21 protein-coding genes are annotated in these 26,109 nt (G+C 65.5%); 11 read left to right on the forward strand and 10 right to left on the reverse strand.

Annotation, left to right across the window (positions count from 1 at the left end; translation table 11 throughout):
- The first annotated feature begins 208 nt into the window (after positions 1–208).
- Both HZB49_RS06815 and HZB49_RS06820 read left to right on the forward strand, forming a co-directional pair.
- Positions 209–1,126, forward strand: coding sequence for an SDR family NAD(P)-dependent oxidoreductase (locus tag HZB49_RS06815; protein ID WP_291609743.1), 918 nt, complete (start codon positions 209–211; stop codon positions 1,124–1,126).
- Complete coding sequence (locus HZB49_RS06820; protein WP_291611117.1) at positions 1,123–2,346, forward strand: TIGR03862 family flavoprotein; 1,224 nt, start codon at positions 1,123–1,125, stop codon at positions 2,344–2,346. Before HZB49_RS06815 ends, HZB49_RS06820 begins: the two co-directional genes overlap by 4 nt.
- A gap of 76 nt (positions 2,347–2,422) precedes the next feature.
- On the opposite strand, the gene HZB49_RS06825 is transcribed toward HZB49_RS06820, so the two are convergent.
- The 3 genes from HZB49_RS06825 to HZB49_RS06835 are packed head-to-tail and all read right to left on the reverse strand — an operon-like array spanning position 2,423 to position 5,813.
- Positions 2,423–3,505: a D-TA family PLP-dependent enzyme gene (locus HZB49_RS06825; RefSeq protein ID WP_291609744.1), complete on the reverse strand. Its 1,083-nt coding sequence runs from the start codon at positions 3,503–3,505 to the stop codon at positions 2,423–2,425.
- 2 nt (positions 3,506–3,507) lie between these two features.
- The gene (locus HZB49_RS06830) at positions 3,508–5,322 is read right to left on the reverse strand and encodes an ATP-binding cassette domain-containing protein (RefSeq protein WP_291609745.1); all 1,815 of its coding nucleotides are present in this window, start codon (positions 5,320–5,322) and stop codon (positions 3,508–3,510) included.
- Complete coding sequence (locus HZB49_RS06835; RefSeq protein WP_291609746.1) at positions 5,322–5,813, reverse strand: YaiI/YqxD family protein; 492 nt, start codon at positions 5,811–5,813, stop codon at positions 5,322–5,324. Before HZB49_RS06835 ends, HZB49_RS06830 begins: the two co-directional genes overlap by 1 nt.
- Before the next feature lie 140 nt (positions 5,814–5,953).
- On the opposite strand from HZB49_RS06835, the gene HZB49_RS06840 reads away from it, so the two are divergent.
- Together HZB49_RS06840 and HZB49_RS06845 are read left to right on the forward strand one after the other, a co-directional pair.
- Positions 5,954–6,754, forward strand: a complete 801-nt coding sequence (locus HZB49_RS06840; protein ID WP_291609747.1) for a hypothetical protein — start codon at positions 5,954–5,956, stop codon at positions 6,752–6,754.
- A 23-nt stretch (positions 6,755–6,777) separates the two neighbouring features.
- Positions 6,778–7,407 carry a 2-hydroxychromene-2-carboxylate isomerase gene (locus HZB49_RS06845; RefSeq protein ID WP_291609748.1) on the forward strand — a complete coding sequence of 210 codons (630 nt, stop codon included), beginning with the start codon at positions 6,778–6,780 and terminating at the stop codon, positions 7,405–7,407.
- Positions 7,408–7,594: 187 nt separating this feature from the next.
- Here HZB49_RS06845 and HZB49_RS06850 read toward each other — a convergent pair whose 3' ends face one another.
- Positions 7,595–8,986, reverse strand: coding sequence for an FAD-binding oxidoreductase (locus HZB49_RS06850; RefSeq protein ID WP_291609749.1), 1,392 nt, complete (start codon positions 8,984–8,986; stop codon positions 7,595–7,597).
- Between the two features lie 47 nt (positions 8,987–9,033).
- Positions 9,034–11,409 carry a xanthine dehydrogenase family protein molybdopterin-binding subunit gene (locus HZB49_RS06855; protein ID WP_291609750.1) on the reverse strand — a complete coding sequence of 792 codons (2,376 nt, stop codon included), beginning with the start codon at positions 11,407–11,409 and terminating at the stop codon, positions 9,034–9,036.
- 189 nt (positions 11,410–11,598) lie between these two features.
- Here HZB49_RS06855 and HZB49_RS06860 point away from each other — a divergent pair, with 189 nt between their 5' ends.
- Together HZB49_RS06860 and HZB49_RS06865 are read left to right on the forward strand one after the other, a co-directional pair.
- Positions 11,599–12,642: a Ppx/GppA phosphatase family protein gene (locus HZB49_RS06860; protein WP_291609751.1), complete on the forward strand. Its 1,044-nt coding sequence runs from the start codon at positions 11,599–11,601 to the stop codon at positions 12,640–12,642.
- Between the two features lie 200 nt (positions 12,643–12,842).
- On the forward strand, positions 12,843–13,526 hold the full coding sequence (locus HZB49_RS06865; protein ID WP_291609752.1) for an RlmE family RNA methyltransferase: 684 nt from the start codon (positions 12,843–12,845) through the stop codon (positions 13,524–13,526).
- Positions 13,527–13,707: 181 nt separating this feature from the next.
- Here the strand turns inward: HZB49_RS06865 and HZB49_RS06870 are convergent, their stop codons facing one another.
- A complete protein-coding gene (locus tag HZB49_RS06870; protein ID WP_291611119.1) occupies positions 13,708–15,195 on the reverse strand; it encodes an MFS transporter in 1,488 nt (495 codons plus the stop codon).
- Positions 15,196–15,530: 335 nt separating this feature from the next.
- Here HZB49_RS06870 and guaB point away from each other — a divergent pair, with 335 nt between their 5' ends.
- Positions 15,531–17,045: an IMP dehydrogenase gene (gene guaB / locus HZB49_RS06875; RefSeq protein ID WP_291609753.1), complete on the forward strand. Its 1,515-nt coding sequence runs from the start codon at positions 15,531–15,533 to the stop codon at positions 17,043–17,045.
- A gap of 160 nt (positions 17,046–17,205) precedes the next feature.
- A complete protein-coding gene (locus HZB49_RS06880) occupies positions 17,206–18,228 on the forward strand; it encodes an NADP-dependent oxidoreductase (protein ID WP_291609754.1) in 1,023 nt (340 codons plus the stop codon).
- Positions 18,229–18,231: 3 nt separating this feature from the next.
- On the opposite strand, the gene HZB49_RS06885 is transcribed toward HZB49_RS06880, so the two are convergent.
- Entirely contained in the window at positions 18,232–19,071 is an 840-nt protein-coding gene (locus HZB49_RS06885; RefSeq protein ID WP_291609755.1) for a metallophosphoesterase, read from the reverse strand.
- A gap of 133 nt (positions 19,072–19,204) precedes the next feature.
- Between HZB49_RS06885 and HZB49_RS06890 the strand changes: the two genes are divergently transcribed.
- Positions 19,205–20,503 (forward strand): RsmB/NOP family class I SAM-dependent RNA methyltransferase, encoded by a 1,299-nt coding sequence (locus HZB49_RS06890; RefSeq protein WP_291609756.1) that lies wholly within the window; start codon positions 19,205–19,207, stop codon positions 20,501–20,503.
- 97 nt (positions 20,504–20,600) lie between these two features.
- Here HZB49_RS06890 and HZB49_RS06895 read toward each other — a convergent pair whose 3' ends face one another.
- A complete protein-coding gene (locus HZB49_RS06895) occupies positions 20,601–20,972 on the reverse strand; it encodes a nuclear transport factor 2 family protein (RefSeq protein ID WP_291609757.1) in 372 nt (123 codons plus the stop codon).
- A 163-nt stretch (positions 20,973–21,135) separates the two neighbouring features.
- Between HZB49_RS06895 and guaA the strand changes: the two genes are divergently transcribed.
- Positions 21,136–22,731, forward strand: coding sequence for a glutamine-hydrolyzing GMP synthase (gene guaA, locus HZB49_RS06900; RefSeq protein WP_291609758.1), 1,596 nt, complete (start codon positions 21,136–21,138; stop codon positions 22,729–22,731).
- 12 nt (positions 22,732–22,743) lie between these two features.
- Here the strand turns inward: guaA and HZB49_RS06905 are convergent, their stop codons facing one another.
- Positions 22,744–23,943 (reverse strand): hypothetical protein, encoded by a 1,200-nt coding sequence (locus tag HZB49_RS06905; RefSeq protein ID WP_291609759.1) that lies wholly within the window; start codon positions 23,941–23,943, stop codon positions 22,744–22,746.
- A gap of 361 nt (positions 23,944–24,304) precedes the next feature.
- Positions 24,305–24,532, reverse strand: coding sequence for a DUF1778 domain-containing protein (locus HZB49_RS06910; RefSeq protein ID WP_291609760.1), 228 nt, complete (start codon positions 24,530–24,532; stop codon positions 24,305–24,307).
- Between the two features lie 143 nt (positions 24,533–24,675).
- On the opposite strand from HZB49_RS06910, the gene HZB49_RS06915 reads away from it, so the two are divergent.
- Complete coding sequence (locus HZB49_RS06915) at positions 24,676–25,938, forward strand: serine hydrolase (protein ID WP_291609761.1); 1,263 nt, start codon at positions 24,676–24,678, stop codon at positions 25,936–25,938.
- Positions 25,939–26,109: the final 171 nt, after the last annotated feature.

Below are 26,109 nucleotides of genomic sequence, written 5' to 3' on the forward strand. Positions count from 1 at the left end.
GCCGCGTCATGGCCGGGCTTGACCCGGCAATCTCCGCCTGCTCAAAAAGCCGCCAATAACCCTCTCCCCTTGTGGGAGAGGGTGGCTTCGCGAAGCGAAGCCGGGTGAGGGGTGTCTCTCCGCGGATGCAGGCCCCTCATCCGGCGCACTTCGTGCGCCACCTTCTCCCACAAGGGGAGAAGGAAGGAAGAAATAAGGGATCTTTCGCATGACTATCAGGTTTGACGGACGCGTCGCCATCGTGACCGGCGCGGGCAATGGTCTGGGACGCGCGCATGCGCTGGGGCTCGCCAGCCGCGGCGCCAAGGTCGTGGTGAATGATTTCGGCGGCGCGCGCGACGGCACCGGCGGCTCGCTCACGCCGGCGGAAGCCGTGGTCGAGGAAATCCGCAAGGCCGGTGGTATCGCCATGGCCGACGGCGCTGATGTCTCGAACTTCTCCCAGGTGAAGGCGATGGTCGAGCGCGCCACCAGGGAGTGGGGCAGCGTCGATCTGCTGGTGGCGAATGCCGGCATCCTGCGCGACAAGTCGTTCAGCAAGATGGAAGTGCAGGACTTCGCAAAAGTGCTCGATGTGCATCTCGTCGGCACCTTCTACTGCTGCAAGGCTGTGTGGGACGGCATGCGCGAGCGTAATTACGGCCGCATCGTGCTGACGACCTCGTCGTCGGGCCTGTTCGGCAATTTCGGCCAGGCCAATTACGGCGCGGCGAAGGCCGGCATCGTCGGGCTGATGAACGTGCTTGCCGCGGAAGGCCGCAAGAACAACATCCGCGTCAACACGATCTCGCCGACGGCGGCCACGCGCATGACGGAAGAGCTGTTGCCGCCGCAGGCGCTGGAGCTGATGCGGCCCGAGGCGATCACGCCTGCGGTGGAATATATGCTGAGCGAGGACGCGCCGACCCGCACCATCATGGGCGCGGGCGCCGGCTCGTTCGCCGTCATCAAGATCGTGGAGACCGAGGGCATCAACCTGCCGCCGTCCGAGTGGACGCCGGATGCTATCGCCGCGCATTTCAACGAGATCGCGGACATGTCGACCGCCAGGGCGCTCGAAGGCGCGTTCGAGCAAACGCAGAAATATGTCGGCCATGCCGCCAAGCGGGCAGGGGTGAAACTCTGAGCGACGTCGCCGTCATCGGTGCCGGTCCCGCCGGCCTGATGGCGGCCGAAGTGCTGGCGCGGGGCGGCGCCAAGGTCACTGTCTACGACGGCATGCCGTCCGCCGGCCGCAAGTTCCTGATGGCCGGGCGGGGCGGACTCAATCTCACCCACAGCGAGCCGCTGCCGGCGTTTCTGGCGCGGTACCGTGAGGCGGCGCCGCGGCTTGCGGCCGCCATCGATGCGTTTCCGCCCGATGCGTTGCGCGCGTGGAGCGAGGCGCTGGGACAACCGACCTTCGTCGGCAGCAGCGGGCGCGTGTTTCCGAAAGCGTTCAAGGCGTCACCCTTGTTGCGTGCCTGGCTGCGGCGGCTCGATGCGGAGGGCGTGAAGTTCGCGTTTCGTCATCGCTGGTGCGGTTGGGACACGAAGGGCCGTCTGCTGTTTCAAACACCGGATGGAACGAGCACGGTAGGTTCCTCCGCGACAGTGCTGGCACTTGGCGGCGCAAGCTGGCCGCGGCTCGGCTCCGACGGCGGATGGGTGGACATCCTTGCCGCGAAGGGCGTCGCGGTCTCGCCGTTGAAGCCCGCCAATTCCGGCTTCACGGTCGCCTGGTCGGACGTGTTTCGCGATCGCTTCGAGGGCCAGCCGCTGAAGGGCGTGGCGTTGAGCATCGGAGGGCACACCGCGCGTGGCGAGGCTGTCATTACCCGCGCCGGCATCGAAGGCGGCGCGGTCTATGCGCTCTCGGCCGAACTGCGCGAGGCGGTCCTGTGCGACGGGCAGGCCACTCTGACGGTCGCGCTGCGGCCCGATCTTGGCGCCGATGACCTGGTAAAGAAGCTGTCAGCGCCAAAAGGCAAGCAGTCGCTGTCGAATTTCCTTCGCAAGGCAGCGAACCTGTCGCCCGTCGCCATCGGGCTGCTGCAGGAGGCCGCGAAAGCATCCGGCATGTCGCTGGCATCGATGTCGCCGCCCGATCTCGCCCGGTTCATCAACGCCGTGCCGATCCGGCTCACCGGCGTCGCGCCGATTGCACGGGCGATTTCTTCGGCAGGCGGCATTGCCTTGGATGAGCTGGACCCGGACTACATGATCCGCAAGCTGCCCGGCGTCTTCGCGGCGGGCGAGATGCTCGATTGGGAAGCGCCGACCGGCGGCTATCTGCTGCAGGCGTCGTTTGCGACGGGCTCGGCGGCCGGGAAGGGCGTGCTGACGTGGCTTCGTAGGATGGGTTGAGCGCAGCGAAACCCATCAACTCCTTCCCCAGGACCTGATGGGTTTCACTTCGTTCAACCCATCCTACGGATTATACTTACCGCAACTTGCCTCGCGCGGCGACCGGCAGCGTGCCGACGATCTCGTCGCCGCGCACCATCACCACCTCGTCCATCATGTTGACGACGACGCAGACGTGATTGGGCACGATCCGCACGACGTCGCCGACATTGGGACGGGTGTTGCTGCGGGTGAGATCGAGGAAGCCATGCTCCTCGGCAAAGCGCGCAATTCTCGCCTCGGGATGTTCGAGGATCAGGCCGTGGCCGTCGAGTCCGCCGCCGGTATCCGACGTTAGCGTCTTCGAGCCGGCGTCGAGGATGCCGCGATCGGGCGCGGCGCGGCTGACCACGGTCGAGTAGATGTTGAGCGCGCAATCGTCCCAGGAGGCGACGCCGGCTGCGACCTGCATGCGGTCGTTGTAGATATAGGTGCCGGGCCGGTGTTCGGTGGCGCCCTTGAGCTTGCCGAGGTTCTTCAGGTTGGGTGAGCCACCGGTCGAGACCATGCTGGCGTCGAGGCCGTGGGCACGGACGCCGGCCAGCGCCTCGTCGTAGAATCTTTGCGCTTCCGCCCAGCCGGTCTCGGTCGGGTACAGCATGAAGCCGCCAAACTTCAGTCCCTTTGAGCCCGCGATCTCGCGCGCCAGCGCGATCGCTTCCGCCGGTGTTTCGACGCCGGCGCGCTTGCGCCCGGTGTCGCACTCCACCACGACATTGAGCGTACGCCCGGATGCTGCGGCAGCCTTCGGCAGGTCGGCGACGACCACCGCGTTGTCGGCGGCAACGGTCATGGTGGCCCTGGCCTGCAGCGCGGCCAGCCGCGCCATCTTCTCTTCGCCGAGCAGATTGTAGCTGATCAGGATGTCGTCGATCCCGGCATCGGCCATCACCTCGGCCTCGCCGATCTTCTGGCAGGTGATGCCCTGCGCGCCGGCGGCGATCTGCATCTGCGCCAGCATCGGGCTCTTGTGGGTTTTGATGTGCGGGCGGTTGGCGAGGCCGGCCGCGTCGCACGCCGCCTGGACACGGGCGATGTTGCGCTCGACCCGGTCCATGTCGATGACGGCGCAGGGCGTGCCGTATTCGCGGGCGATCTTTGCGGCGAGCGCAGTTGTCATGGTTATGCCTGTTCTATTTCTTCCCGCAGGACTTCCAGTTCCAGCCACCGGTCTTCCGCCGCGGCGAGCTCAATCTGCGCGGTGGTGATGGCGGCGGAAGCCTCATCGAACTTCTTGCGATCTTTCCGGTAGAGATCGGGATCGTCAAGCAGGCGCTGCTGCTTTGCGATCTCGCCCTGCAGCTTTTCGATGGTTTTCGGCAGCGTTTCCAGCGCATGCTTTTCGTTGAAGCTGAGCCGGCGTTTCGGCGCGGATGAGGGCGCGGCGGCGCGGGCTTCCTTCTTTTCCTCGGCCGCGGGTGCGGTCTTGGCGTGTTCGCGCTTCAGGTCGGCGCCGCGCTGCAGAAGCATGTCGGAATAGCCGCCGGCATATTCGATCCAGCGGCCATTGCCTTCGGGCACGATCACCGAGGTCACGACGCGGTCGAGGAAATCGCGGTCATGGCTGATCAGGATCACGGTGCCCTCGTAGTCGCCGAGCATCTCCTCGAGCACGTCGAGGGTTTCCAGATCGAGGTCGTTGGTCGGCTCGTCCAGCACCAGGAGGTTCGAGGGTTTTGCCAGGGCGCGCGCCAGCATCAGCCGGCCGCGCTCGCCGCCGGAGAGTGCTTCCAGCGGCGTGCCGCGCTGCACCTCCGCGAACAGAAAATCCTTCATGTAGCCGATGACGTGTTTTGGCTTGCCGCCGACCATGACATGGTCGCCGCGGCCGCCGGTCAGCGCTTCCGCCAGTGTCGATTTGGGATCGAGGCTTTCGCGGTGCTGGTCCAGCGTCGCCATCTCGATATTGGCGCCTGCCCGGATCGAGCCGCTGTCGGGCGCGAGCGCGCCGGTGAGCAAATTGACCAGCGTGGTCTTGCCGGCGCCGTTCGGGCCGACGATGCCGATGCGGTCGCCGCGCTGCACGCGGATCGAGAAGCCGTCGACAACCTTTCGGTCGCCCCACGATTTGTCGATGCCTTTGGCCTCGATCACCAGCCGCCCGGATTTTTCTGCTTCCGCCGCGACGAGATTGGCAGTGCCGGCCGCGCCCTTGTGGGTTCGGCGCTGCTCGCGCAGCGCATGTAGATTGCCGAGCCGCTTGACGTTGCGCTTGCGCCGGCCGGAGACGCCGTAGCGCAGCCAGTGTTCCTCGTTGACGATCTTGCGGTCGAGCTTGTGCTGCTCGCGCTCTTCCTCGGCCAGCACCTCGTCGCGCCAGGCCTCGAAGGCGGCAAAGCCGCGGTCGATCTGCCTGATCTGGCCGCGGTCGAGCCAGGCGGTGGACCGCGAGAGATTGGTGAGGAAGCGGCGGTCATGGCTGATCAAGACCAGCGCGGATCGGCGGGCGTCGAGTTCGGCCTCCAGCCATTCGATGGTCGGGAGGTCGAGGTGGTTGGTCGGCTCGTCCAAGAGCAGGATGTCGGGCGAGGGCGCCAGCACCCGCGCCAGCGCCGCACGGCGCGCTTCGCCGCCGGAAATGTGCGCGGGGTCTTCCTCGCCGGTGAGGGCGAGCTGTTCGAGCAGATAGCGCGCCTGATAGTGGTCGTCGCCCGGCCCGAGGCCGGCCTCGACATAGGCGAGCGTGGTCTTGTGGTCGCCGAAATCCGGCTCCTGCGGCAGATAGCGGATGGTGGCGCCGGGCTGCACGAAGCGGGTGCCGGCATCGGGCTCGACCAGCCCAGCCGCGATCTTCAGCAACGTCGACTTGCCGGAGCCGTTGCGGCCGATCAGGCAGACCCGCTCGCCGGCGGAGACGTTGAGCTCGACGCCCGACAGCAGCGGCGTGCCGCCGAAGGTCAGCTTGATGTCCTTGAGCTGGATCAGCGGCGGCGCCATCAGCCTTGTCCCGAAACGCCTTGCTCGGCGGCGCGGCGCTGGATGCGCCGGATGGTCTGGTCGAGCGCGGAGAGGAAGTTCGAGCGGTCGCGCGGGCCCGGCGGTTTGGGACCGCCGGTGATCTCGCCCGAGGAGCGCAAGTCCGTCATCAAATTCCGCACCGCGAGCGCCATGCCGATGGACTGTTCGGTGAACGGCTTGCCGTTCGGCGCGATCACCTCGGCGCCGGCCTTCACGCAGCGGCTCGCCAGCGGGATGTCGGATGTGACCACGATATCGCCGGGGCCCGCGCGCTCCGCGATCCAGTCATCCGCCGCGTCCATGCCGTCGCCTGCCGCGATGCGCTCGATCAGCGGATCCTGCGGCACGCGGATGAACTTCCCCGCGACGATGCTGACGGGCACGCCGAGCCGGATCGCGACGCGGTAAATCTCGTCCTTCACCGGGCAGGCGTCGGCGTCGACATAGATGCGGGGGGAGGTCTCGGTCATGGCCGCCGCGTGGTACCCCATCGGTTGCGGAATTGCGAGCGAAACCCGAGAAAAACCGATGCGCGGAACATGCTTGCGCGGGCTCTCTGTTTGCGTAACCTTGGCGGTCATAAGAACAGCCAAAAACAAGGAAACGCACGATGTCCGGCCGGCTCGAAACCTGGCGCCTCCAGGCCTACAACACCGCGAAACAATCCGAAAACAAGATGCACGATGACACCGTGGCCAAGCGCTACGGCTTCAGCGGCGGGCTCGTTCCCGGCGTCGACGTCATGGCCTACATGATGCACATGCCGGTGGTGAAATGGGGCCGCGATTTCCTGGAACGCGGGTTGATCGACGCCCGCTTCATCAAGCCGGTCTATGACGGCGAAACCGCCGAGGTGACGGCGGAGGACAACAACGGCGTACTCGCCATCGAGGTGAAGAGCCGCGGCGATCTCTGCGCCACCGGCAGTGCCTCGTTGCCGGCTGCGGCGCCATCGTTTTTGATTGCCGATTATCGCGAGGTGCCGGCGGTTGCCGAGCGCAAGCCGGTGAATGCCTCGTCCTACGAAATGGGCAAATGGCTCGGCACCACGCCGCGCCGCTGGGCCGGCGAGGCGGCGAGCGAATACCTCGCCGATATCAGGGAGACCGATCCGATCTTCGCCCGCGAAGGTCTCGGCCATCCCGGCCTGATCCAGCGCGTGATGAATCGCGTGCTGGTCGACAACGCGATCCTGGGGCCCTGGATTCATGTCGGCAGCAAGATGCAGCTGCTGTCGGCCGCGAAGGCCGGCGACGAAATCACCGCGCGGGCCAAGGTCACCGGCAATTACGACAAGAAGGGCCACCGCTTCGTCGAGCTCGACGCGCTGGTTGTCGCCAATGGCACGACGCCGTTGGCGCATTGCTGGCACCTCGCGATCACCCAGCCGCGCGAGCAGGCGGCGGCGTAGCGCGCATTCGAAAGCCCCAAAACATGTCCGTCACCATCGACTACTACATCTCGCTCAATTCGCCCTGGACCTACATGGGCAGCGCGCTGCTCGCCGAGATCGCCAAACGCAACGGCGCTGATGTCAACGTCAAGCCGGCCAAGTTCGGGCCGATCTTCGAGAAGACCGGCGGGCTGCCGCTGCCGAAGCGTTCGCCGGAGCGCCGCGCCTACCGGCTGATGGAGTTGAAGCGCTGGCGCGAGGTGCGGGACATTCCGCTGATCCTGCAGCCGAAGAACTCGCCGAGCGACGATGCGGCGGCGACGCGCCTGGTCATCGCGGCGAAGCTGCAGGGCAAGGATGCCCACCGGCTGGCGACGGAGCTGGGGCGCGCGCTGTGGGAGCTGGACGAGCCGCTCGGCGACCCCGCCGTGATCGCGGCAGCGGCCAAGCGGGCGGGCATCGATGCTGCGGAGGTGCGCGCTGCGGGGCCGCCGGATGCCGAACTCGACCAGCTCTACGAGCAGTATACGCAGGAAGCGCTGGCGGCCGGCGTGTTCGGCGCGCCGAGCTTCGTGCTGCCCTCGGGCGAGATCTTCTGGGGCCAGGACCGGCTGGAGTTGCTGGAACGCGCGCTGAAGATGCTGCGCCAGCCGCAGGCGGCCTCGGCGTGAGCTGGAGCGCAAGGTGCCCGCCGCCGCCAGAAGGATGCATTTCGCTCCGAAGCAAAAATGTTGAAAACAACCCCATGCAAAGTAGCGGCATCAGGCAAGGGGTGCCTGCGGGGACGCTTGACACGTCGGGCAAATCACGGGCACTGGGTCAAGGTCGCGCGATCTGCCGCGCCGCCCCTCGCCGGTGCTAGACCGTGAATATTCGTCCGGGATTGAGGATGTGATGCGGGTCGAGCGCGCGCTTCAGCGTGCGCATGGTCTCGATCTCCTCCTCGGTGCGGCTGAGCTTCAGATAGGGCCGCTTCAGGATGCCGATGCCGTGCTCGGCTGAAATCGAGCCGGCAAATTCGCCGGTAATGCCGTAGACGAGCTTGGTGATCTCCTCGTTGCGGTCGGCCGTCGGCGGATATTTGACGTTGACGTGCAGATTGCCGTCGCCGGCATGGCCGAACACGATGGCATAGGCATCCTTGTCGATCTTCTTCGCCTCGGCCTTGATGCGATCGGCGAACGCCTCCATCCGGTCGATGGCAAGGCTGATGTCGAAGCCGACGCCGTTGGGGCCGATGGCGCGGCCGAGTTCGACGGAGGAGTCGCGGATCTTCCAGATCGCCGCGGCCGCGGCACCTGAACTGGCAATCGTCGCATCGAGGATGATGTCGTTCTCCAGCGCCGTTTCGAGCATGTCCTCGAGGTCGCTGCGGATGCGTTCGGCGTCGCTGCCTGAGGATTCCAGCAGGACATAGAAGGGATGGTTGGTTGCAAGCGGTGCGGCCACGCCTTTCACCAGCTCGGTGGTCAGGCGGTAGTATTCGTTCCACATCACCTCGAACGCGGTGAGGTCGCCGCCAAGCCGCTTCCTCGACAGCGCCAGAAAGTTGCGGACCTTGTCGAAGCTCGACAGCGCACACAGCGCCACCTGCTGCTCGGCCGGCGCCGGAAAGATCCGCAACGCCGCGCGCGTGACCACGCCGAGCGTGCCCTCGGTGCCGACGAACAGCTGCTTGAGATCGATGCCGGTGTTGTTCTTGATGTATTTGCGCACGCCCCTGAGAATGGTGCCGTCGGCCAGCACCGCTTCCAGCCCGAGCACGAGATCGCGCGTCATGCCGTAGCGGATCACGCGGTTCCCGCCCGCATTGGTCGAGATGTTGCCGCCGATGGTGCAGCTGCCGCGCGCGCCGAGATCGAGCGGGAACATGAAGCCGTCCTGTTCGACGCGTTCCTGCAGCCGCTGCAGGGGCACGCCGGTCTGGGTGATGACGACCCCGCCGCCGGTGTCGACTTCCTCGATCGCGTTCATGCGCTCCATCGACAGCACGATCTCGCCGGCCTGCGGCATGGTGGCGCGCACGAGGCCCGTCATGCCGCCCTGCGTCGTCACGGGCACGCGCGCCAGATGGCAGAGCCTGAGGAACGTCGAGACATCCTCCGTGCTGCGCGGGCGCATCACTGCAATCGGCGGGGCGACGGGAATGCCGGCCATGTCGGTGTGATAGCGCGCGTCGATGTCGGAGCCGGTGAGCACCGTGGTGGAGTCGAAGACCGAGCAGAGCTCGTCGATGATGGCGGCTGGCACTGGACCGGCTCCGTTTTCTGTCGGGACAGGAGGAGAGGACGAAGGCGTTACGCCGCCTTCGCCTTCTCTGCGTCGCGGATCGCGCGCCAGACCTTTTCCGGGGTCAGCGGCATGTCGATCCCGGTGATGCCGTATTCGGACAGCGCGTCGAGCACGGCGTTGACGATCACGCACAGGCTGCCGGCGCAGCCGGCCTCGCCGCAGCCCTTGGTACCCAGCGGATTGGTCTTGGCCGGCGAGGGATGATCGGCGATGTCAATCAGGGGAATGTCCTCCGCGCGCGGCAGCGCATAGTCCATGAACGAGCCGGTGATCGGCTGGCCGCTGGAGTCGTAATTCACCTCCTCCATCAGCGCCTGGCCGATGCCCTGCGCGACGCCGCCGTGCAATTGGCCCGCGACGATCATCGGATTGACCACCGTGCCGAAATCGTTGACCGCATTGTAGCGCACGATCTCCACCACGCCGGTATCGGGATCGATTTCGACCTCGGCGACATGGCAGCCGTTCGGGAAGGTCGAGACGATTTCCTTGGTGGCGTGGTCGACGTCGAGCGAGGAGGGGGTGCCTTCCGGCACCTTGCCCTCGCGCAGCCGCTGCGCCAGCTCCATGATGCCGATCGACCGGTCCGTGCCGGCGATGGTGAAGCGGCCGCCGGAAAATTCGATATCGCCCTCGGACGCCTCGAGGGCATGGGCTGCGGCCTTCTTGCCCTTCTCCACGACCAGCGCGGACGACTCGACGATCGCCTGGCCCGTGGCCGTGATCGAGCGCGAGCCGCCGGTGCCGTTGCCGAAGCGCACGAGGTCGCTGTCGTTCTGCTCCAGCGTGATCTTCTCGAAGGGGACGCCGAGCTGCGCTGAAAGCACCTGCGCGAATGGCGTGGCATGGCCCTGGCCGTAATCGAGCGTGCCGGTGGTGAGCTTCACCGAGCCGTCCGGCTCGAAGGTGATCTTGCCGAGCTCGCCGGCCGGCGGCGCCGTCACTTCGAGATAGGAGCCGATTGCGATGCCGCGCAGCTTGCCCGCCTTGCGGCTCTCCTTCTTGCGCCTGGCGAAATTGGCATGATCGGAGATTTCGAGCGCCTTGCTGAACACGCCCTGGAAATCGCCGCTGTCATAGGTGACGCCCGACGCGGCAGGGAATGGCAGCTGCGCCGGCTTGATGAAGTTGCGCTTGCGCAGCGTCAGGCGGTTAATGCCCATCTCATCGGCGGCGCGGTCGATCAGCCGCTCCATGTAGTAGTTGGCCTCGGGGCGGCCGGCGCCGCGATAGGCGCCCATCAGCGTGGTGTTGGTCAGGACGGTCTTGATGTCGACGCCGAGCAGTGGCGTGCGATAGACGCTGGCGAGGTTCTTGCCGGTGTTGAGCGAGAGCGGACCGGGCGCAACGCCGGTGATGTAGGCGCCGAGATTGCCGTAGCCGGAGAGGCGCACGGCGAGGAAATGGCCTTCGGCATCCAGCGCCAGCTCGGCATGGATCAGCTGCGCACGGCCGTGGCTGTCGGAGAGGAAGCTGGTCGAGCGCTCGTCGGTCCACTTCACGGGACGGCCAAGGGCCTTGGCCGCGTGCAGGATGCAGACATATTCGGGATAGCTGACGTTCTTCATCCCGAAGGAGCCGCCGACATTGGCGGTGAGGATGCGCACCTTGTCGTTGGTCGTGTTCAGGATCTTGGCCAGCGTCACCTTGTTGCCGGAAACGCCTTGGGTCGGCACCTGCAGCGTATAGCGCTCGGACTTCCTGTCGTAATGCGCCAGTGCCGTGCGTGGCTCCATGGAGACCACGGCGACGCGGGTGTTGACGATATCGAGCCTGGTGACGTGCGCGGCTGCCGCGAAGGCCGCCTCGATCTTCGCGGCATCGCCATAGTGGTAGTCGAGCGCGACATTGTTGGGGATGTGGTCGTAGAGCTGCGGCGCGCCGGGTTTTGCGGCTTCCGCGGGGTCGGTGACGGCGGGCAGGGGCTCGATGTCGATCGCCACGGCCTCTCCGGCGTCGCGCGCCTGCGCCAGCGTTTCCGCGACCACGACGGCGACGGGATCGCCGACAAAGCGCACCTTGTCGATGGCGAGCGCCGGGCGGTTGGTTTGCAGCAGCGGGCTGCCGTCGCGGCTCTTCAGCGGCAGGCCGCAGGTGAAGGGATTGTAGTTGGCGGAAGCAAGGTCGGCGCCGGTCCACACGCCCAGCACCCCCGGCATCGCCTTGGCGGCCTTGGTGTCGATGCCCTTGATGAGGCCATGGGCATGGCTGGAACGGACGATCCAGGCCCAGGCCTGGCCGGGCAGGCTGAAGTCGTCGGTGTACTTGCCCTTGCCGCGAACCAGCGTGTCGTCCTCCTTGCGGCGCACCGGCTGGCCGACGCCGTATTTTTGCAGTGCGATAGCGTTCTCGATGGACGGCTTCGACGGCTGATCTTGCATGGAAATGACCTGAATTGGCTCGTTTTGGACGGTTCCGAGCGGGCTTTTCGAGGAGATATCGCACCCGCGCGGGGACGACAACGCACGAATGGGCATGGTCGTTGTGATGGATTGCACCAGAAATCGGCGCTGCTAAGGTTTCGGCGAACGGTAATTCCATGACGGCCGGCGGGCCGCGGAAAGAATTTGATGAACGATCACACGCGGCTTCGCGACGGCCATGGGCCTCGCGGGGACCCGCCCGGGTTGGCTGCGGCAACGGTGGACAACGCCGTCTACGCGGCACTCGACCTCGGCACCAACAATTGCCGGCTGCTGATCGCCTGTCCCACCGGCGACGGCTTCCGCGTGGTCGATTCCTTCTCGCGCATCATCCGGCTCGGCGAGGGCATCTCCTCGACCGGCGCGATCAGCGAAGCGGCGATGGAACGCGCCATCGCGGCGCTGTCGATCTGCAGCGACAAGATCCGCTATCGGAAGGCGCGCCGACTGCGGCTGATCGCCACCGAAGCCTGTCGCGCCGCCGAGAACGCCGACCATTTCCGCGCGCGTGTCGCGGCCGAGACCGGCATCAAGCTGGAGGTGATCGACCGCGAGACCGAGGCGACGCTCGCCGTGATCGGCTGCTCGCCGCTGCTCGATACCAGGGGGCGCGGCGCCATCCTGTTCGATATCGGCGGCGGCTCCACCGAGCTGGTGCGGATCGAGCGCGATCCGGAAGCCCCCGGCGCGTCGCCCGAGATCAAGGGATGGATGTCGATCCCGCTCGGCGTGGTATCGATCGCCGAACACTTCGGCGGGCGCGACGTGACGCAGCAATCCTATGCCCGCATGGTGGAAGAGGTCGCACAATATGTGGCGCCGTTTGCGGCCGAGCACGGGAGCGACCTGCGCGACATGCACATGCTCGGCACGTCGGGCACGGTGACGACGCTCGCCGGCGTGCACCTCAACCTTGCCCGCTACGACCGCCGCCGGATCGACGGCATCTGGATGAACGATGCGGATGTCTCCGCCACCGTCGCAAGGCTGCTCGGCATGAGCTACCAGGAGCGCATCGCCAATAACTGCATCAGCGTCGAGCGCGCCGACCTGGTTCTGGCGGGTTGCGCCATCCTGGATGCGATCCGCAACGCCTTCCCGATGCCGCGGCTGCGCGTGGCCGACCGTGGCCTGCGCGAGGGCATGCTGGTCGAGATGATGCGCGAGGACGGCGTGCTCAAGGCGTGCTAGGCATTGCCCGTCCGGTGGCTTCATCCTTCGAGACGCGGCGCAGACGCGGCTCCTCAGGATGAGGTCTGCCAGACCCTCATGGTGAGGAGCGCGGCGCGCGCCCGAGCAGGCTGAGCGTAGCTCAGCCGTCAGCGAACGGGCAGTCAATAAAGCCGCGCGTCTCGAACCACGAGGCCGTGATCGATCAGGCGATTTTGAAAATGGCGAAAGACACCACCGGGCGGCTGCATGTCCAGGTCAAGACCGGCGGCAAGCGCAAGCTCTCTTCCAAACTCTGGCTCGAGCGCCAGCTCAACGATCCCTATGTCGCGAAAGCCCGGCGCGAGGGATATCGCTCGCGCGCGGCCTTCAAGCTGATCGAGATCGACGACAAATATCGTTTCCTCAAGCCCGGCCTGACCGTGGTCGACCTCGGCGCGGCGCCCGGCGGCTGGAGCCAGATCGCCGCGAAACGCGTCGGCGCGCCCGAAAAGGGCAAGGTGATCGCGATCGATCTCCTGGAGATGGGCGAAATCACCGGTGTCACCTTTGCGCAGCTCGATTTCCTCGATGCCGATGCGCCGGACAAGCTGCTTGCCATGATGGGCGGCCGCGCGGATGTCGTGATGTCGGATATGGCCGCCAACACGACCGGCCATCGCAAGACCGATCAACTGCGCATCATCGGCCTGGTCGAGGCCGCGGCGCTGTTTGCGAGCGAGGTGCTCAATCCCGGCGGGGCGTTCCTGGCAAAGGTGTTCCAGAGCGGGGCGGAAGCGGAGTTGCTGGCGCAGCTGAAGCGCGATTTTTCCAGCGTACGCCATGTGAAGCCGGCGTCGAGCCGGCAGGATTCCTCCGAGCGATACGTGCTGGCGATGGGATTCCGCGGTCAGCCCATCCGCTGATCCCAGGGTCAGCTAGGGCTATCGCATCCCGCCACAAACTCGTCATGCCCGGGCTTGTCCCGGGCATCCACGTTCCTTGTGCCGCGGGAAGATCGTGGATGGCCGGGACAAGCCCGGCCATGACGATGTGGAAACGCCAGTGCGAATGCGGGCCAGCGCCATATGCGATTGCCCTACGCGGTCAGCCGAGTCGCTGATCCCTGGCGTTCTGGGTCTCTTCGGTGGCGGCCTTGACGGCCGCGCTCGCCTTCGCACTTGCCTCGCCCTTGCGGCTGGAAACCTCGATCGCCTTGCGACCCGAAATTTCGTGGCCGGCATCGTCCGGCATTTGCCAGAAGAACCAGGCCGAGGCCGCGGAGATGACCGAGACCACGATGAAGGCCGGCGCGAACATGGTGGCGTCGAGTTCGGTGGCGTGACGCCACCACATCGTCGATTCCACACAAAACGCGCCGACGGCGACGCCCGCGGAAATCGCCAGCTGCTGGTTGACGCTGACCAGCGTGGTGGCCCGGCTCATCTGCGCCGGCTCGACCTCGGCATAAGCCACCGTGTTGATCGCGGTGAATTCGAGCGAGCGGAAGAAACCGCCGACCACCAGGATGATCATGATCAGCAGCAGCGGCGTGTGGATGGTGAACAGCGCGCAGGCGGCGAGGAAAATCGTGCTGATCAACGCGTTCGCCGTCATCATGTTGCGGAAGCCGAAGGCGCGGATGATCCGCGCGGCCAGCGTCTTCATGCCCATGGCGCCGACGGCCGAGGCGAAGGTCACGAGGCCGGACTGGAACGGCGAAAGCCCGAAGCCGACCTGCATCAGGAGCGGCAGCAGGAAGGGTAGCGCGCCGATGCCGAGGCGAAACAGGAAGCCGCCGATGATGGCGGCGCGCAGCGTGGCAAGGCGCAGCATCGAGAAATCCAGCACGGGCGAGCCGGTGCGCCGGGCGTGGATCACATAGAGCGTCATCGAGATCGAGCCGATACCGACCAGCGCGGCGACGACCGTCCACGGCAGCAGATTGAGGCCGGCGACCGACAGGCCGAACGCGATGCCGGCAAGGCCGATGCCGGCGAGCACGAGACCGTAGAGATCAAACGGCTCCGGATTCTCGCTCTTGATCGGGTCGATGTATTTCAGCGCGAGGAAGATGCCGAGCAGCCCGATCGGGATGTTGATCAGGAAGATCCAGTGCCAGGAGAAATAGGTGGTGATGAAGCCGCCGAGCGGCGGGCCGATCACGGGGCCTATCAGCGCCGGGATCGTCACCCAGGCCATCGCGTTGACCAGCCCGCTCTTGTCGATCGAGCGCAGCAGCACCAGCCGCCCGACCGGCGTCATCATGGCGCCGCCGAGGCCCTGCAGGATGCGCGCGATCACGAAATGGGTGACCGACTGCGACAGCGCGCAGCCGATCGAGCCCAGCATGAAGACGCCGACCGCGACCGCAAACACCAGCCGCGCGCCGAAACGGTCGGCGGTCCAGCCGCTCGCCGGAATGAACACCGCCAGCGACAGCAGGTAGGAGGTGATGGCGAGCTTCAGCGTCAGCGGGCTGGTGCCGATGTCGGCCGCGATCGCCGGCAGCGAGGTCGCAATGACCGTTGAGTCCATGTTCTCCATGAACAGCGCGGTGGCGACGATGAGCGGGATGAGGCGCTGCTTGTCCATGGCGATGCGGGGCGGGAGACGGCGGGTCAGTTCGGGCTGTATCATCCCGCTGTCATGCAGGCTATTGCGGAAGCCGCCGGCAAACCTAAATCCCGCGTGACGTGCGCGCCGCCTGGACCGCTTCGGCCTGCCGGAGACGGGCCCCGGAGCGCCCCGCCGGTCACAAAAACCTGTGCATGGCAGCCAAACGCTTTGATTCGGCTGAAGGCCATGCTAGGGACCAGCGTCAACCCCACCGATGGGCTTCGATTCGAGGGCCGGGCCGCATGGCTCAGCCGAAGGCGACGCTCATCCCCAGTTGTTTCGCGGCGCCGCGCCGCCGAAAGGAGTTGGCAATGGCTGTTGCCCAAGGCTCTAACGCAAGCGCCAATAACGCGATCCGCGAAGCCTTCACGTTCGACGACGTCCTGCTCAAGCCCGGCCTTTCCGACGTCCTGCCCTCCGACGTCGACATTCGTTCCCAAGTCACCCGCGCCATTCCCCTGAACATCCCGATCATGGCGTCCGCGATGGACACCGTGACCGAAGCCCGCATGGCGATCGCAATGGCGCAGGCCGGCGGCATCGGCGTCATCCACCGCAACTTCGATCCCGAGGGGCAGGCGGCGCAGGTGCGGCAGGTGAAGAAGTTCGAATCCGGCATGGTGGTCAATCCGCTGACCATTGCGCCCGAGGCGACGCTGGCCGATGCACTCGCGCTGATGAAGGATCACGGCATCTCCGGCATTCCCGTGGTGACGGGTGGCGTCAGCGGCAAGAAGGCCGGCAAGCTGGTCGGCGTTCTCACCAACCGCGACGTGCGCTTTGCGACCGATCCGAACCAGAAGGTCTCGGAGCTGATGACGCACGAAAACCTCGTCACGGTGCGCGAGGGCGTCAGCCAGGATGAGGCGAAGCGCATGCTGCACAAGCATCGCATCGAGAAGCTTCTCGTGGTCGACGACCAGTACCGCTGCGTCGGCCTGATCACCGTCAAGGACATCGAGAAGGCGGTCGCCCATCCGCTCGCCTGCAAGGACGCCCAGGGCCGGCTTCGCGTGGCGGCGGCAACCACCGTCGGCGAGGGCGGCTTCGAGCGCACCGAACGGCTGATCGATGCCGGAGTCGACCTCGTGGTGGTCGACACCGCGCACGGCCATTCCTCGCGGGTGCTGGAGGCGGTGAACCGCATCAAGCGGCTCTCCAACGCCGTGCAGGTGATTGCCGGCAACATTGCGACGCGCGAAGGGGCGCAGGCGCTGATCGACGCGGGCGCCGACTCGATCAAGGTCGGCATCGGCCCGGGCTCGATCTGCACCACGCGCATCGTCGCCGGCGTCGGCGTGCCGCAGCTCACCGCCATCATGGATGCGGTGGAAGCGGCGAAGAAGGCTGGCGTGCCCGTGATCGCCGACGGCGGCATCAAGTATTCCGGCGACCTTGCCAAGGCGCTCGCCGCCGGCGCCGATGTCGCCATGGTGGGCTCGCTGCTCGCCGGCACCGACGAGACGCCGGGCGAGGTGTTTTTGTGGCAGGGCCGCTCCTACAAAGCCTATCGCGGCATGGGCTCGGTCGGCGCGATGGCGCGCGGCTCGGCCGACCGCTACTTCCAGCAGGACATCAAGGACACGCTCAAGCTCGTGCCTGAGGGCATCGAGGGCCAGGTGCCTTACAAGGGCCCGGTCGGCAACGTCATGCACCAGCTCGCCGGCGGACTTCGTGCGGCGATGGGCTATGTCGGCGCGCGCGATCTCGAGGAGTTTCACAACAAGGCGCAGTTCGTGCGCATCACCGGCGCGGGCCTGCGCGAGAGCCACGTCCACGACGTGACGATCACGCGTGAAAGCCCGAACTATCCGGGCGGGGTCTAAGCCCACTTTCAGCCGTCATTCCGGGGCGATGCGCAGCATCGAGCCCGGAATCTCGAGATTCCGGGTCTGGTCCTTCGGACCATCCCGGAATGACGACTACGTTGCTTCCTCGCCCTGCTTCTCCTAATGACGGAGAACAACAGAGTTGGAGGAAACAACCATGTCCCAGGGCAAACGCGTCGTGCTGGCTTCCCGTCCCGTCGGCGAGCCGAAAGCGAGCGACTTCCGCATCGAGGAATATGCCGTGCCGGCGCCCGGGCCGGGCGAGGTGCTGCTGCGCACGATCTGGCTATCGCTCGATCCCTACATGCGCGGGCGGATGAGCGAAGGGCCGTCCTACGCGCAGCCGGTGCCGGTCAACGGCGTGATGGAAGGCGGCACGGTGAGCGAGGTCGCGGCTTCCAACAATCCGGCCTTTACCAAAGGCGACATCGTGCTGTCGCGTGCGGGCTGGCAGACGCACGCGATTTCCAATGGGCAGGGGCTGGCGAAGGTCGATCCGAAGATCGCGCCGATCTCCACCGCGGTGGGTGTGCTCGGCATGCCCGGCATGACGGCCTATACCGGCCTGCTCGACATCGGCAAGCCGCAGCCCGGCGAGACCGTGGTCGTTGCGGCGGCCTCCGGCGCGGTCGGCTCCGCGGTCGGCCAGATCGCGAAGATCAAGGGCGCACGCGCGATCGGCATCGCCGGCGGCAAGGATAAGTGCGCCTATGTGAAGAACGAGCTCGGCTTCGACGACTGTCTCGATCACCGCGATCCCGATCTCGCCGCGAAACTGAAGGCGGCGTGCCCGAAGGGCATCGACGTCTATTTCGAGAATGTCGGCGGCAAGGTGTTCGAGGCGGTGTTCCCGCTCTTGAACGCGTTCGCGCGCATTCCCGTGTGCGGCCTGATCTCGGAGTACAACAATTTCGGCGAGACGAATCCCAAATGGGCGGGCGCGCTGATGCGCGCGGTGCTGGTCAAGCGGCTCACCATCCGCGGCTTCATCGTCAGCGATTTCGCCGCGCGCCACGGCGATTTCCTGCGCGACATGTCGGGCTGGTTCCGCGAGGGCAAGCTCAAGCACAGGGAATTCATCACCGAGGGCCTCGACAGCGCGCCCGGCGCCTTCATGGGTCTGCTGAAGGGCGCCAATTTCGGCAAGCAGCTGGTGCGGGTCGGGCCGGACAGGGCGTAGCGTTCAGTCCTTCGGCGAGAACAGCTCGTCGAGGCCTACATCGACCTGGCCGGGCGCACGGACGTGGAAGACCTCGAAGCTGTCGGGTCTGAAGCGATACTCCACGTGCCCGGTCTCCTTGGTGCCGATCACCGGCTGCCTCGAGTCCGGAATGAGGAAGCCCGTCGACGGCGCCCAGACGTGGCGCGTGCGGCCATAGGTGAAATCGCGGCGCTGGTGCACGTGGCCGCTGGCAACGAGGCGGACGTCATGCGCGGCGAGCATCTCCACGAGCTGCGCGCGCACCGGCTGCGGCACGTAGCGGATCGCCGTGCCCTCCGTTTCCGGATCCTCCGGCGTTTGCAGGAACAGCGGCTTGTGCAGGAACAGCGCGACGGGCTTGCCGTTGACGCCCGACAGTTGCGAAGTGAGCCAGTCCATCTGCTCGGGCTCGCTCGGCAGCCCGGTGTTCATGATCAGCGAATTCAGCCCGATGAAGCGCCAGCCGGCGGCTTCGAACTGCCAGCGGTCTTCGGAGAAGACGTCGACAAAGGCGTCGCGATCCCTTTCGTTGGCGCGATGCGAGGGCGGCTTGCCGACCGCGGTCGGGTTGTCGCCGATGTCGTGATTGCCCGGCAGATAGCGGCAATCCACCGGCAGCGCCGCGTGCAGTTCCCTGGCGTAGGCGAGATCGTCGCGGCTGGTCGGGCCGTCCCATGACACGTCGCCGCTGTTGATGACGAGGTCGGGCCTGACGGCGTCGATGTGCTCGCTGACGCGGTGAAAATTCTCGGTCAGCCTGGCAAAACGGGCGGCACGGGAGAGGTGGGTGTCGGAAATCTGGGTCAGGCGAAATTCGGTCATTGCAGCATGCTTTCAGCGTTTCCTGGCAATATTTCTTCCAAATGAAACCGTAGCAGTGTAACGCGTCGGAACGGTGACGCCAGCCGCATGGTGCCTGGCCTGGTCACTCCCCGCGACATGCGAAAGATTCCAGATGATTCCCGCCGCCCGGCTGTCCGCAGCCATCGAAATCATTGCCGCCATCGAGACCCAGCGCGTTCCGGCGGCGCAAGCGCTGAAGGAATGGGGCACGGCGCATCGCTTTGCCGGCTCCGGCGATCGCGCCGCGATTTCGGGCCTGGTGTGGGACGTGCTGCGGCGGCGGGCTTCCAGCGCCTATCTGATGGGGAGCGAGACGCCGCGGGCGCGCCTGCTCGGCATGCTCAGGCTGGAGCGCGGCATGGATGTCGATGCGATCGCCGCGCTGTGTGACGGCGGCCGCTTCGCGCCGGAGCCGCTCGACGAGGCCGAGCGCACGGCGCTCGCCTCCGGCTCGCTCGATGGGGCGCCTGCGCATGTCGCGGGCGATTATCCCGAATGGCTCGATGCGCAGCTTGCCGCGGTGTTCGGCGAGGACCGCGTCGCGGAAGCGACCGCGATGGCGAGCCGCGCGCCGCTCGACCTGCGCGTCAACACGCTGAAGGCCAAGCGCGAGAAGGTTCTGGGCTCGCTGAAGCATCTCGGCGCCAAGCCGACGCCTTGGTCGCCGGTCGGCTTGCGCATCGAGCTCGGCGCCGACGCGCGCAATCCCGGCCTCCATTCGGAAGAGGACTTTTTGAAGGGCGCCGTCGAGGTGCAGGACGAGGGCTCGCAGCTCGCCGCGCTGTTCTCGGCGGCAAAGCCGGGCGAGCAGGTGATCGACCTCTGCGCCGGCGCCGGCGGCAAGACGCTGGCGCTCGCCGCGATGATGGGCGGCAAGGGCCGGCTGATCGCGGCCGACCGCGACAAGCGCCAGCTCGCGCCGATCCATGAGCGGCTGTCGCGCGCCGGCGTGCACAATGCCGAGGTGCGCGCGCCGAAGGGCGAGGCCGAGCCGCTCGCCGACATCAAGGCATCCGCCGACCTCGTGCTGATCGACGCGCCCTGCAGCGGCACCGGGACGTGGCGGCGCAACCCCGACGCCAAATGGCGGATGCGGCCGGGCGCGCTGGAGGTGCGGCTGAAGGACCAGGTCGAGGTGCTCGATCGCGCCGCCGGCATGGTGAAGCCGGGCGGGCGGATCGCCTACATCACCTGCTCGGTATTGCCTGCGGAGAACAACGAGCAGATGCGCGCGTTCATCGCGCGGCATCCGGAATTTTCGATCGTGCCGCCGGAAGAGACCGCGAGCGTGCTGTGGGACAAGGCCGAGGATTTCGCCGCCGCCGCGCTGCGCTCCGACGAAGGCTGGCTGCTGACGCCGCGCCGGACAGGGACGGACGGGTTTTTCGTGGCGGTGCTGAGGAAGGCCTGACGTGCGGCTTCCACTTGCGTCGCCCCGGCCACGGAGCTTGTGAGACCCTGTCATTCCGGGCTCGCGCCTACGGCGCGCCCCGGAATGATAACAGAGCTCAATGCACCAGATGGTTCGCCGATCCCTGCCGGATCCTGCCGTCGGCGTTGAGGCGCAGGTACTCGCAGATCTTCGCGCCACGCTCGTTCTCGTAGAACACCACGAGGCTGTCGGGGCTGACATAGACGTCGATCAGGGTGAAGTGCAGGTTGGGCAGCAGGTCCAGCCCCTTGCGCCAGTAGGCGCGCAAGGCCTCCTTGCCGCGAACGGTGCCGCTGGGGTCGAAGCCGAGCAGCGGGATCTTGTCCGAGGTCATCTCGGCCTCGTCGGCATAGAGCGCGAGGACGCGCTCGAGGTCGTGCGAGTTCCAGGCGTCGATCCATTCCCGGCCGAGGGCGGCGCAGAAGGCCGGGTCGTGCTGCTGGGCCATGGTTTCCTCCCCTGTTTATATAGGTCAGTATTACTGACATATATGAAAAGTCCATCGGGAGAGCCGGAAAGGCTGGCCCGCGCGGTCCGCATGCCTGCGAAAGCATGTGGGCTGCCCGGATGCCGTTGTTGCGGGAGGGGGCGGCGTCGCGTATCTGCTTGCCATGACAGCCCCACAGCAAGCCCGCCAATCGACGCCGCCAGCGGCCTCGGCGCATGAAAAGATTCTGATTGTCGATTTCGGCAGCCAGGTGACGCAGCTGATCGCCCGCCGCGTGCGCGAAGAGGGCGTCTATTCCGAAATCGTGCCGTTCCAGAAGGCAGAAGCCGCCTTCCGCGAGATGAAGCCGAAAGCGGTGATCCTCTCCGGCGGACCGGAGTCGGTGCACGAAGAAGGCTCGCCGCGCGCGCCGCAGGCGATCTTCGATTCCGGCATTCCCGTGCTCGGCATCTGCTACGGCCAGATGACCATGGCGCACCAGCTCGGCGGCGAGGTCGAGGGCGGGCATCACCGCGAATTCGGCCGCGCCGATGTCGAGGTGAAGGGCGAAAGCCGCCTGTTCGACGCCACCTGGGACAAGGGCGGCAAGTACCAGGTGTGGATGAGCCATGGCGACCGCATCACGAAGATGCCGCCGGGCTTTGTGGTGGCCGGCACCTCTGCGAATGCGCCGTTCGCCGTGATCCAGGACGAGAAGCGCAAGTATTACGGGCTGATGTTCCACCCCGAAGTGGTGCACACGCCCGACGGCGCCAAACTGCTACGCAATTTCGTGCGCAAGGTGGCGGGCCTCTCCGGCGACTGGACCATGCGCGCCTTCCGCGAGGAGGCGATCGAGAAGATCCGCAGGCAGGTAGGCAAGGGCCGGGTGATCTGTGGCCTGTCCGGCGGCGTGGACTCGGCGGTTGCGGCCGTGCTGATCCATGAGGCGATCGGCGACCAGCTCACCTGCGTGTTCGTCGACCACGGCCTGTTGCGGCTGGACGAGGCGAAGACCGTCGTCGATCTCTTCCGCGGCCACTACAACATCCCGCTGGTTCACGTCGATGCGTCCAGGCAGTTCCTGGGCGAGCTCGAAGGCGTCACCGACCCCGAGGTGAAGCGCAAGACCATCGGTCGCCTCTTCATCGATGTGTTCGATGCCGAGGCGAAGAAGATCGGCGGCGCCGAATTCCTGGCGCAGGGCACGCTCTATCCTGATGTGATCGAGAGCGTGTCGTTTACCGGCGGCCCGTCGGTGACCATCAAGTCGCACCACAATGTCGGCGGCTTGCCCGAGCGCATGAACATGAAGCTCGTCGAGCCCCTGCGCGAGCTGTTCAAGGACGAGGTGCGCGCGCTCGGCCGCGAGCTGGGCCTGCCCGAAATCTTCGTCGGCCGCCATCCGTTCCCGGGCCCCGGCCTTGCCATCCGCTGCCCCGGCGACATCACCCGCGACAAGCTCGACATCCTGCGCAAGGCCGATGCCGTCTATATCGACCAGATCAGGAAGCACGGCCTCTACGACGAGATCTGGCAGGCCTTTGCCGTGCTGCTGCCGGTGAAGACCGTCGGCGTGATGGGCGACGGCCGCACCTACGACTACGTCGTGGGCCTCCGCGCAGTGACCTCCACCGACGGCATGACCGCGGACTTCTACCAGTTCGACATGAAGTTCCTGGGCGAGACCGCGACGCGCATCATCAACGAGGTGAAGGGCGTGAACCGGGTGGTGTACGACGTGACGTCTAAGCCGCCGGGGACGATTGAGTGGGAGTAAGGGGCTTTGTGCTCACGTTTCTCCCGACAGATTGCCTTCATGTTTTCTCATGGCGCTGGCAACTGCCGTGTGAATTGCTCGCGTCCCTTCAGCCATCGACAGAATTTTTGACCATTCTGGCGGTTTTCTCCACCCTTTACCCCAGCTGCTATCCAGCAGCAGGTCAAACACTTCGAAGGCAGCGAGCTCCCTGTCGTTCGGTGAGTACAGCCCGGCTTCTGCAAGTCTCAGTTTGATCGTTAGAGGGTAGGCGAAGGCCGCAAGGACAAGATGCTGCCAAGCCGACCAATTTTTGCTGAACTCAGATCGCGGACCCTGATGGACTGTTGCACTGCGAGCTTCGTATAGCTCCTTCATCCACTTGCGATGTATCGGCCAAGAGTTCTGTTCGGGCGTGTATTTCTCGTCTGGCTTAATCCGCTTCGCATTCGCAACGGTTAACCTGACAAAAGGTGCCCAATAGTCTGCAAATGCCGAAGCCAATCCTTGTGCGGTGTTGGTGGTAGGCTCGATAAGTCGCTCAAACGAAATTGCAGAGAGGGTCACACAACTATCCGAATCGAGGTCGGGTGCTTCCGCGTTGGCAAGCAGAAAGGTTTCTAGGGACGAGTTAACTGCGCGCGCAGCGCCGCATTCTAGACGCTCAGCCTTCTCTAGTGCCCTCAAGAGACGTTCATTGATTACCTCGCACGACGTGCCTTCTATCTGCGGCGGCCGTTGGAATACGACGTCTTTGAAACGTAACCCCCCGATTTGAAGGCCGCCACCGCGCCTTGCAAAGTAGGGAGCAATCTGATCCGACCCGGCACTTACGCCTTGGCCGATTATTCGAAACATGGTCGCGTTGAGATGAGGACTGAAATGCCCCTCAAAGAATCGTTGTTCCGACAGGCAAGCCAAGGCAAGCTTTTTGGCAGCTTCGACCGCTAAATTCCAGTGTCTACGAGGGACATTCCAATGCTGAGGGCCGCGAACCCGTAGAACGATCGTGCAACTTTCGATTGGCTGGCCGTTCCGTCGAACGTAGCACTGCACGGCTCTTTCGACGACTGGCGCAATGCTCTGATCAACTACCGTTGCGATTTCGCTTAGACGTAACGGACAGAAGCGGAAGCGTCCAACTCGGATGCTTCGGGGAAGCGTAACCCAAGGCATGAAAACAACAAAGCCACTAGCGTTATCCTCAGAGGCTGGCAGCGAGATATCGGCCATTGGGCGTTGGTTACAGTTGGAGCTAAGGTCGCCCCGATGTGAGCCGCGCTTTCACCGGTTGGGCGTTTAACGGCATGATCGTCGACGTCCCTTCGAGATGAAATGCCTCGGCGAAACCGCGACGCGGATCATCGACGAGCTGAGGGGGAATTATCTATAGCGTGCTTCTAGATCGTCCGCCAAGTTAGTTAAGCCCGTAGGGTGGATTGATCCAACGGGTCCTCAACTAAACGCCGCGACCACGGTTTCGATCGGAAGAAGCGGAGCGTAGGGCGGATTAGCTGAAGGCGTAATCCGCCGCTTCGCATCAATACGTGTGCTTTTGGATGGTGGGTTAGGTCCCCCCGGTCCACCTGATCGGTCACTTCTGCCAAGCCGGAGTTCGGTGCAGCAGCCATCGCAACTTGGGGCCTGGCTCAACAGGATCGTCGAGTACTTGCATCAACGTCCGATGTTGGTCGGGTTCGAGCACAAAAAGGCGCTGGTCGAGCACGACGTCGATGCTGCGCGTTGCAGCGGCGGGTGATCTGCGCGCCGTGGCGGCGTCAGCACCTGTTCCTTTCACGGACGATCGTAGTCGCTTCGGCATGGCGGTAATCTCAAGCGTTTGTAACCATACATTAACTCGGGTATTTCTTGGGAAATATTAGCAAGTGTCTGGGCTGGCGGGTTACGCTTCGCTAACCCGCCCTACACAGCGATTCCTGTATCGTCCTTCCGGAGTCCGCCTTCATGTCTGTCGCAACCGCACAAAGTCAGCCCACTCCGATCGCCGCCGCCGAAACCGATCCGCAAGCCCTCGGCTGGATGCAGGGTTTTCCCCCGCCGCCGGACAAGACCATCACGTTCCACGACGGTTCGTTCCGCAGCTTCCCCGAATTGCGCTGGGCGTGGAGCAACATCCGCCAGCTGGTGCCGACCGTGAACGTCTGGCGCGGCGCAGGGCCTGCGTCGGTGTTGCCGCGCGAGGATCATGACATCGGCGCATCTAGCTCGGTCACGATGGACGGCCGTCCCATGACGTTTGCGCGCATGTGTGAGGAGACCTATGCCGACGGGATCGCGGTGCTGCACCGGGGCAAGCTGATCTACGAGCGCTATTTCGGCGCGCTGAGGCCGCACAAGCCGCATATCGGGATGTCGGTGACGAAGTCGTTCACGGGCACGCTCGCCGGCATTCTGGTCGCGGAGGGCAAGATCGATCCGCAGGCGCCGGTCACGGATTATGTGCCGGAGCTTCGGGCCAGCGCCTTCGGCGATGCGCGCGTGCACGAGGCGATGGATATGACCACCGGCCTCGAATACACGGAAGTTTATACCGACAAGAATTCCGGCGTGTTCGGCTTGAGGCGGGCGAACGGCATGGCGCCGATCGAGCCGGGCTATACGGGCGCGACCAATATTTTCGATTTCCTGTGTGCGCAGAAGAAGCAGGGCGAGCACGGCAAGGCGTTTTCCTACAAGACCGTCAATTCGGACGTGCTGGCTTTCATCTGCCGGCGGGCGAGCGGCATGACGCTGTCCGATCTCTTGTCGGAACGGATCTGGATTCCGATGGGGGCGGAAGAGGACGCGCATTATCACGTCGACCGCATCGGCACCGAAAGCGGCGGCGGCGGGTTGTCGACCACGCTGCGCGATCTCGCTCGCTTCGGCGAGACCATCCGCAATCACGGCCGGTTCAACGGCCGCCAGATCGTGCCGGCAGCCGTGGTCGAGGACATCGCCCGCGGCGGCGATCCCGAAAAGTTCAAGCCGGCCGGCTACGCCACGCTGCCCGGCGCCTCCTACCGGAACCAGTGGTGGGTGACGCACAATGCGCACGGCGCCTTTATGGCGCGCGGCGTGCACGGGCAGGGCATCTACATCGACCCGAAGGCCGAGATGGTGATCGCCCGCTATGCCTCGCACCCCGTCGCCGGCAACGTCGCCAACGACCCCGTGACGCTGCCGGCCTACATGGCGTTGGCGAGAGACCTGATCGCCGGCGGGTGATGAGCGCCGAGGCGTAGGGTGGATTAGCCGAAGGCGTAATCCACCACTATTGTGCATGAGGTGAATCGGCGGATTACGCTTCGCTGATCCGCCCTACGGGCGCGCTGGCGAGGGACCTGATCGCGGGCGGGTGACGAGGCCGAGATGCGTAGGGTGGATTAGCGAAGCGTA

The sequence above is a fragment of the Bradyrhizobium sp. genome (assembly GCF_016219575.1).
Lineage (GTDB): Bacteria > Pseudomonadota > Alphaproteobacteria > Rhizobiales > Xanthobacteraceae > Bradyrhizobium.

Bases quoted from the DNA above. Each gene is read 5' to 3' on its own strand.
- HZB49_RS06815 (WP_291609743.1), top strand. From the start codon at position 209: ATGACTATCAGGTTTGACGGACGCGTCGCCATCGTGACCGGCGCGGGC.
- HZB49_RS06825 (WP_291609744.1), bottom strand. From the start codon at position 3,505: ATGACAACTGCGCTCGCCGCAAAGATCGCCCGCGAATACGGCACGCCC.
- HZB49_RS06830 (WP_291609745.1), bottom strand. From the start codon at position 5,322: ATGGCGCCGCCGCTGATCCAGCTCAAGGACATCAAGCTGACCTTCGGC.
- HZB49_RS06835 (WP_291609746.1), bottom strand. From the start codon at position 5,813: ATGACCGAGACCTCCCCCCGCATCTATGTCGACGCCGACGCCTGCCCG.
- HZB49_RS06840 (WP_291609747.1), top strand. From the start codon at position 5,954: ATGTCCGGCCGGCTCGAAACCTGGCGCCTCCAGGCCTACAACACCGCG.
- HZB49_RS06845 (WP_291609748.1), top strand. From the start codon at position 6,778: ATGTCCGTCACCATCGACTACTACATCTCGCTCAATTCGCCCTGGACC.
- HZB49_RS06855 (WP_291609750.1), bottom strand. From the start codon at position 11,409: ATGCAAGATCAGCCGTCGAAGCCGTCCATCGAGAACGCTATCGCACTG.
- HZB49_RS06860 (WP_291609751.1), top strand. From the start codon at position 11,599: ATGAACGATCACACGCGGCTTCGCGACGGCCATGGGCCTCGCGGGGAC.
- HZB49_RS06865 (WP_291609752.1), top strand. From the start codon at position 12,843: ATGGCGAAAGACACCACCGGGCGGCTGCATGTCCAGGTCAAGACCGGC.
- HZB49_RS06870 (WP_291611119.1), bottom strand. From the start codon at position 15,195: ATGGACAAGCAGCGCCTCATCCCGCTCATCGTCGCCACCGCGCTGTTC.
- guaB (WP_291609753.1), top strand. From the start codon at position 15,531: ATGGCTGTTGCCCAAGGCTCTAACGCAAGCGCCAATAACGCGATCCGC.
- HZB49_RS06880 (WP_291609754.1), top strand. From the start codon at position 17,206: ATGTCCCAGGGCAAACGCGTCGTGCTGGCTTCCCGTCCCGTCGGCGAG.
- HZB49_RS06885 (WP_291609755.1), bottom strand. From the start codon at position 19,071: ATGACCGAATTTCGCCTGACCCAGATTTCCGACACCCACCTCTCCCGT.
- HZB49_RS06890 (WP_291609756.1), top strand. From the start codon at position 19,205: ATGATTCCCGCCGCCCGGCTGTCCGCAGCCATCGAAATCATTGCCGCC.
- HZB49_RS06895 (WP_291609757.1), bottom strand. From the start codon at position 20,972: ATGGCCCAGCAGCACGACCCGGCCTTCTGCGCCGCCCTCGGCCGGGAA.
- guaA (WP_291609758.1), top strand. From the start codon at position 21,136: ATGACAGCCCCACAGCAAGCCCGCCAATCGACGCCGCCAGCGGCCTCG.
- HZB49_RS06905 (WP_291609759.1), bottom strand. From the start codon at position 23,943: ATGGCCGATATCTCGCTGCCAGCCTCTGAGGATAACGCTAGTGGCTTT.
- HZB49_RS06910 (WP_291609760.1), bottom strand. From the start codon at position 24,532: ATGCCGAAGCGACTACGATCGTCCGTGAAAGGAACAGGTGCTGACGCC.
- HZB49_RS06915 (WP_291609761.1), top strand. From the start codon at position 24,676: ATGTCTGTCGCAACCGCACAAAGTCAGCCCACTCCGATCGCCGCCGCC.